Raw genomic sequence first — 6,243 nt, 5'->3', positions numbered from 1 at the left:
AACCAAACAAGGATTCAAAAGGGTTTGGGCTATAAATCGCCAAGACAGCTGTGGTTTGACTTTTATCGTCAAGCTGCGTAACTAAAATCTCCCAAGTTTAGTTCTACGGGATTGACAGCAGGGGTCATTTTTGTTAAAGATGACCAAGCATGCTATCGATTAGTCAGTAAAACGCTCATTAAACGTAGCGGGCTTAAAAACAAAAAAGCACTAATAGGACTAACTACAGAGCAAGTGTTTTTGAAGTCTCAAGGCAAGGATTATCTCAATCAGGATCTGAGAGTGTTAAGGGAAGGCAGGGAGATTGTTGATAAGTTAGAACTTCATAGCTATGCGTCAGGACAGCTGGGATGGTGTATCACGCAAAAAATCCCCGTCTATGATGTAAAAAATCATATTGTAGCAATGGTAGGTATATCAGTAGATATTGATGAAGATAACGAGCGGATATTACGCAAACACGCTCGATTGGCAAGCGTAGATCAATACGTACGAGACAATCTTGATCAAAAGATTAATATTGGTCAATTGGCGAAATTGGCAAATCTTAGTCAATCGCAATTGGAGCGTACCTTCAAAGCAGTACTCAATATGTCACCCATTCAGTTTGTACAAAAAATGCGCTTAGAGCATGCCATTCGACTATTAGCGAATCATAAGCTAACAGTAACTCAAGTCTCCTTAAATTGTGGATATGGTGATCATAGTGCCTTTAGTCGACAGTTTAAGCAGTTTACTGGCATGTCCCCTGTGAACTTTCGTAAAATACATTTCAAAGAACCATAAATAAAAGCAAAAAATATGGTTCTTGACTCTAAAATAACTCTCTAACGACTCCAACTAACGACTCCGAAGCTCATCTATATAATCTGCCCAATCTTGCATCATCTGTACCCTAGTATCGATTTCATCAAGTCTGTTGTAAGCCCCGCCATGTGTGTCTTTGATTCGATGGCCTAGCTGTAATTCTGTGACGATGTCAGAATAGCGTAGCTCAGGCTGTTCCATGAGCAAAGTTTTAGCGGATGCTCGAAATCCATGCGCACACTGCACATCTTTGTATCCAAGCCGGTGGAATATCTGCACCAACGTCGCTTTACTAATATAAGCATTGCTTGAACCGCGCATCGAGGCAAATACATATTCCTTATGCCCAGTAATTGATTGAATATTTCGTAATCGCGCAATTACTTGCGTGGCTAAGGGAACAACTAAGTGCGAGACCATATCGTCACGACCTTCGCCCTTAGTCGGGGAGAATGCCCATGTATTAGTATCCCAATCGATGTCATTCCAACGCATCGAGCGCAGGTCGATACTACGTACAAATACATACGGCAGTAGGTTCATAGCCTCTAGTGTAATCTTACTTGCGCCTTTAAAGTTGGACATATCTTTTAAGAGAGTTGCGAATTGCTCTGGTTTGGTAATGGCTGGTAAGTGATTGCCTGAATTGGCAGGGGCAAGCTCACCACGGGTATCGACAGCTACATTTCTATCGCACAACCCTCGAGCAACAGCGAATGAAAAGACTTTTTCAGTGTATAGCCGAGTGCTCGCACCAACGAAAGTCGCTTGATTGCCATTGTTTTGAATCGACTCGCACACACTCAGTATCATCTCACTGGTGATATCGTCCATTCTTAAATCACCAATCTCTTGGCGCATATACCCTAGACATAAATCCCAGAACTTGAGGGTTGACTCACTGTATGACAGTTTTTTAGATTTACTTTGATTGCGACCTGCTGTTTTGTGTTCTCGCCATGCTTTTGCAATCTCAGAAAATGGTGCGTTTTTTAGGTGAGTATATTTATTGGTTTGTTCTTTTTGCTGGATAGCTTTAGGGTCAGAGCCTTTTGCGACCATATCAAGAATGGTGTCTGCTTTATACTTAACCTCATGGAGACTGACATCCTCAATCTTACCCAACATCATCCTAGGGCGTTTGCCCTCGATATGCGGATGGGAGTAACGTAAGTAGTATTCCTTTTTGCCATTTGGATAAATACGAAGACTTAAGCCAGCTACACCTGAGACACTGACAGAATAATCTTTGTCTCGGCATTCGAGCTTGTTGATATCGTTTGCTGTGTCGATAGCCATAATGTATATCCGTCATATGATAATTAAGGTTGATGATAGGTTTATGATTGATGACTTATAAAAAGTCTGTTCTGTAGAAAAATATAGAAGTATTGGACACTATCATGGACACTGGTATTCGTTAGTGTTGTTGGTAAAGCCTTTTAGATAATAGTTTTTAAGACGTAATTATCCCCAAGGTTCACTTGGGGATAATTATAGCATAGTGACCAAATATTGAGTAGGCTATACGCTGAGAGGGTTACACAGCATTTCTACCAGTTATTTCGATACATAGTTAAATGCGATTATAATATCCATGAGTGATTCGGCAAGGAGTTGAGCATATTTTCTACAAAACACGTGCTCCTGTACTCGCACAGAATATAAAAATCAGGGTCATAGTACTGTTCTGTGCAAATTTAGAATGCATCAATTTTGAGGGGTATATAGAAAATATATAACGAAAGGCCAAATATTTTAAAAAATGTCAATAGACAGCTTATTCATCTTAAAAATGGCTTGGTAACAATAAATAGAGGACTGCTGTTTGGGGGTAGATAAGATTTATCGCTACGCAAAAGAAAATAGAGTCAGTTCTAATGATTTAACAATTTGTCTGCTATTTAAATTTGAAAGATTATATGTGATGACTTAGGCATAGTGTTGAAGGCTAGATAAGATTAGAAATATTCGAAGGAGTTATAACGTCTGGCTGAGTTTTTGCAATTAGATATAGGTTGGTAATCTTAGTAGATGTCTAGCCACACAAATGATGGTTATCAAAAATAGGCTATTAGCATATCTATATTAAAGACTTAGCCGGCGGACACAGATAATAAATAAACTATCGTAGACGAGCAGCTGTGATCATCTCGAATAAAAAGATAAGAACATATTTGGACGTAGCCATTAGTATTTTAGCGAAGCATAGAATATTAATGGCCAATCATATAGAGCATTCAAATCTCAATGCCTAATAAATCGTTAGGTGACCGATGTAATAATATACCTGTCAGAGATGCTTATTAGAAGTAAAACTGATCAAGCGTGAACTATCATGCAAAAGATTCGGTTGAATTAACAGGACAGAGTTAGTCGGTAAGAGCTAAACATTTTGGTAGGATGTTTATATCCAGTAACATTAGAAGTATCTGATAATCCTGATTCTATAACCAGTAAGACCTGAGCCTACTACTTAATAGACTTCATTTAACATAATATACATTATGCGAAAACAAACCAACGGTTTTAGTAGTTAGGAGAAAAACCATTTATATCATGTCATTCTTATACTTTAGCTCAGATTTGTCATTGGTTATAAAATCTTACTAACGACAAGTTTCAAATAAATGATTCCGCAACGTTTTGCCATCCTGATCTAAAACCACGTCTGCGACTTGGCAAGTTTTATCTTTGTCATCACATGACAACTCATAATAAATATCGCTACCTTGCGCCAAGCTAACCTGAACCAATCCTTGATCAGTTATTGAAAACTTTTTGTCTTGCGTATAGTCAGGATCTTGCGAGTTCCAAAGTACATCGTAATCTATATTGCAGGACGTCTGAGTTTTCTCAAAATATTCTTGCTCAAGCTGCATCGCTGCTTGCAAGTCAGCATCAGCATATTGCTGCAGCACGACAGGATGACTCATACCTTGATCATCAATATCTTGTTGGTACATTTTCGTGATAGTCGCAATCTCTATATCAGCCATGGCATTTTGTTTCTGATCTACTTTTGATACATCGGCTATGGCGTTACCGACAGTCATCAGTCCTATGGTCAATAGTAATGTCAGCGATTTATATGTTGGCATCTTATTCTCAGCGAGCTTCTGTCCTATAAGTGTTACGACTATTACATCATACCTATATTCGGACTCTGCTGTATTATCGTATCATTCAGGTTTACTTACCAAAATATCGATTACATAGCGCTTCTATGGTATTTTTTACCAGTTCCCATGACAATTTATAGCGATGTTTCTTTCGCTAATAACTGTGCTAAGGATGATTTTATGATGACATTACCTGCTTTTTTTAAGGAAAAATCTGCGACATTAGCCTCTAGCAGCCTTCTGTTATTTACGCTAGCTGCGACGGGTTGTCAGTCTGCTTCTGAGTCTAGTGAAGCTATTGTATCTCAGCCAACCAGTAGCTCATCAACACCTAGTAATGCTGATATCAGCCAGCAAACCCTTAGACAGCAAGCGTTACGTATACAGCGCGCACTGGCAAATAAGGATTTTTCTCGAATCACTAATGATATCCATCCAACACGTGGCGTTCGTTTTTCGATGTACGCTTATGTACGGCCTGAGTCAGACAAAGTCTTTAGCCGAGGGCAATTTGCACAGTATTTACAGCAGTCCAACATCCAATTTACTTGGGGCGAAAAAGACGGTACTGGCGATCTTCAGGTCATGCCGTTACCTACTTATTTAGATACTTGGGTGGATGGTAAAAAGTTCAACAATGCTAGCATCAATGTCAATGAATTCAAAAATAACGGTAATTCTATCAATAACTTAAAACAGATATACCAAACATCAGATGTTGTAGAATTTTATTATAAAGGCACGGATGAGTATGATGGTATGGACTGGCGTGTTTTGCGCTTAGTATTTGATGAGTATCAAGGTAAACGGTATCTGGTAGCTATCATTAATGATCAATGGACGGTTTAAGGTGTAGAGAAAGGTTGCCCGACAACTTTTATAAGACTTGTTTAAATGAGCAGCCTACTCTATCTGGTGATAAATGCTATATATATTCGAGAAAATACATATAGAAGCTTGTACTACATGGTCTTTGGTATAGTTTTTAATGACAAGCTTTGTCAGTTTTAAGCTCGGAACTTTGTGCGGTTTTTTTGATTAATTTTAGCGCTTGTTGTAGCTTGCTTGAGTTTTTATAGAAGCGCTGTTGATTGAGCGTATAGCCTTGTACTAAGTATTCACGTAGTCGCTGCGTTGCCCAACGCCTAAATTGCACGCCTTGAGGAGGTTTGTTTCGTTAGCCTACTGATATAACCACATCTAAGTCATAAAAAATCACCGGACGGTTTGAATTTGCAATATGCATTTTTTGTATATTGCTTTTTTCAGCGATTTCTTCATCTTTTATGGCATTGGCGATATGACGAGAAATTACTGATTGATCACGACCAAACAACTCGGTCATTTGTGCTTATGACAGCCAGACAATCTCTTGCTCAAAACGTACATCCACTTGCGCCTTTCCATCAGCACTTTCATAGATTTCTACTTTTGCCACATTATCACTTATAGCGTTAGTCACCTCAGCTTCCCCAATTCCAATATGCTTATGCTGTCTTGAATACAGCTTACTATCACTATCCCTATAAATATCACTTATAACGGCGTCTGACGAAAAAATTTCACCATAATCTCATAAATATCCGGATAAGCATCGACCAGCTTTTGCGGCGTTTCAAAAAACACTTCACTGAGTACCGCAAAAAACTCAGCAGGATTGGTTGCGCCATAACGATCAAGCCCTGACTTGCGATGTATTTGAAAATCTTCAAAATCGCGGCTCATAATCTGTGTCCAGTTTGCAGGATCCATATCAGGTTGCAGCGGCGGAAAGCCATTGGCACGGCCATTCATCATATCGAGTTTATGTACGAACTCATGAATGACAACGTTGTGTCCGTCACGTTCGCCTGAGTGCTTGGCATCTTTCCATGAAAGAATAATAGGCCCTCGCAGCCATGCTTCTCCGCTACGGTGCTGAGTGCCTTCGTGGACGATACCAAACTCATCTACCGTGGTACTGTTGCTTTTGTACGAGCCAGGATAAATGATGATGGATGACCAACCAGCATACCAGTCAAGACCTAAGTTCAAGATCGGCAAACAGGCTTGTAGTGCAATAGATTGTCTGACAGCATGGGTAATCTCAAAACCTTGTGCACCAGTGATAGATTTATCAGCCAAAAATAACGTTGCTAGCTCAAATAAATGTGTCATCTCGTCAACACTTAATCTATCGAGTATCACGATACGCTCAGCCGCATGCATCCAATCGGCATGGGTAAACTCGCTATTATCTAGTATGCGCTGTTCACGCCAGTCTTTTATGATGCCAAACATATACGCTACCCCTATTCTTTTAGTATTTTGCACA

Annotated in this window: 7 protein-coding genes; 2 read left to right on the top strand and 5 right to left on the bottom strand. The window is 39.5% G+C overall.

Annotation, left to right across the window (positions count from 1 at the left end; genetic code table 11):
* Nucleotides 1-111: 111 nt before the first annotated feature.
* On the top strand, nt 112-786 hold the full coding sequence (locus QL898_RS07200; RefSeq protein WP_290176316.1) for a helix-turn-helix domain-containing protein: 675 nt from the start codon (nt 112-114) through the stop codon (nt 784-786).
* Between the two features lie 54 nt (nt 787-840).
* Here QL898_RS07200 and QL898_RS07195 read toward each other — a convergent pair whose 3' ends face one another.
* Together QL898_RS07195 and QL898_RS07190 are read right to left on the bottom strand one after the other, a co-directional pair.
* Entirely contained in the window at nt 841-2,106 is a 1,266-nt protein-coding gene (locus QL898_RS07195; RefSeq protein ID WP_290176315.1) for an integrase arm-type DNA-binding domain-containing protein, read from the bottom strand.
* Between the two features lie 1,310 nt (nt 2,107-3,416).
* Nucleotides 3,417-3,908, bottom strand: a complete 492-nt coding sequence (locus QL898_RS07190) for a hypothetical protein (RefSeq protein WP_290176314.1) — start codon at nt 3,906-3,908, stop codon at nt 3,417-3,419.
* A gap of 201 nt (nt 3,909-4,109) precedes the next feature.
* On the opposite strand from QL898_RS07190, the gene QL898_RS07185 reads away from it, so the two are divergent.
* Nucleotides 4,110-4,778: a hypothetical protein gene (locus QL898_RS07185; protein WP_290176313.1), complete on the top strand. Its 669-nt coding sequence runs from the start codon at nt 4,110-4,112 to the stop codon at nt 4,776-4,778.
* A gap of 136 nt (nt 4,779-4,914) precedes the next feature.
* Here the strand turns inward: QL898_RS07185 and rhuM are convergent, their stop codons facing one another.
* From rhuM to QL898_RS07170, 3 genes are all read right to left on the bottom strand, one after another.
* A complete protein-coding gene (rhuM, locus tag QL898_RS07180; RefSeq protein WP_356638712.1) occupies nt 4,915-5,085 on the bottom strand; it encodes a RhuM family protein in 171 nt (56 codons plus the stop codon).
* A 21-nt stretch (nt 5,086-5,106) separates the two neighbouring features.
* Nucleotides 5,107-5,274, bottom strand: coding sequence for a hypothetical protein (locus QL898_RS07175; protein WP_290176312.1), 168 nt, complete (start codon nt 5,272-5,274; stop codon nt 5,107-5,109).
* A gap of 191 nt (nt 5,275-5,465) precedes the next feature.
* The gene (locus tag QL898_RS07170) at nt 5,466-6,209 is read right to left on the bottom strand and encodes a M90 family metallopeptidase (RefSeq protein ID WP_290176311.1); all 744 of its coding nucleotides are present in this window, start codon (nt 6,207-6,209) and stop codon (nt 5,466-5,468) included.
* Nucleotides 6,210-6,243: the final 34 nt, after the last annotated feature.

It is taken from the genome of Psychrobacter sp. APC 3279, assembly GCF_030407795.1.
GTDB lineage: Bacteria > Pseudomonadota > Gammaproteobacteria > Pseudomonadales > Moraxellaceae > Psychrobacter.
This window is presented reverse-complemented; position numbering and strand designations above follow the sequence as displayed.

Bases quoted from the DNA above. Each gene is read 5' to 3' on its own strand.
- QL898_RS07195 (WP_290176315.1), bottom strand. From the start codon at position 2,106: ATGGCTATCGACACAGCAAACGATATCAACAAGCTCGAATGCCGAGAC.
- QL898_RS07190 (WP_290176314.1), bottom strand. From the start codon at position 3,908: ATGCCAACATATAAATCGCTGACATTACTATTGACCATAGGACTGATG.
- QL898_RS07185 (WP_290176313.1), top strand. From the start codon at position 4,110: ATGATGACATTACCTGCTTTTTTTAAGGAAAAATCTGCGACATTAGCC.
- QL898_RS07175 (WP_290176312.1), bottom strand. From the start codon at position 5,274: ATGACCGAGTTGTTTGGTCGTGATCAATCAGTAATTTCTCGTCATATC.
- QL898_RS07170 (WP_290176311.1), bottom strand. From the start codon at position 6,209: ATGTTTGGCATCATAAAAGACTGGCGTGAACAGCGCATACTAGATAAT.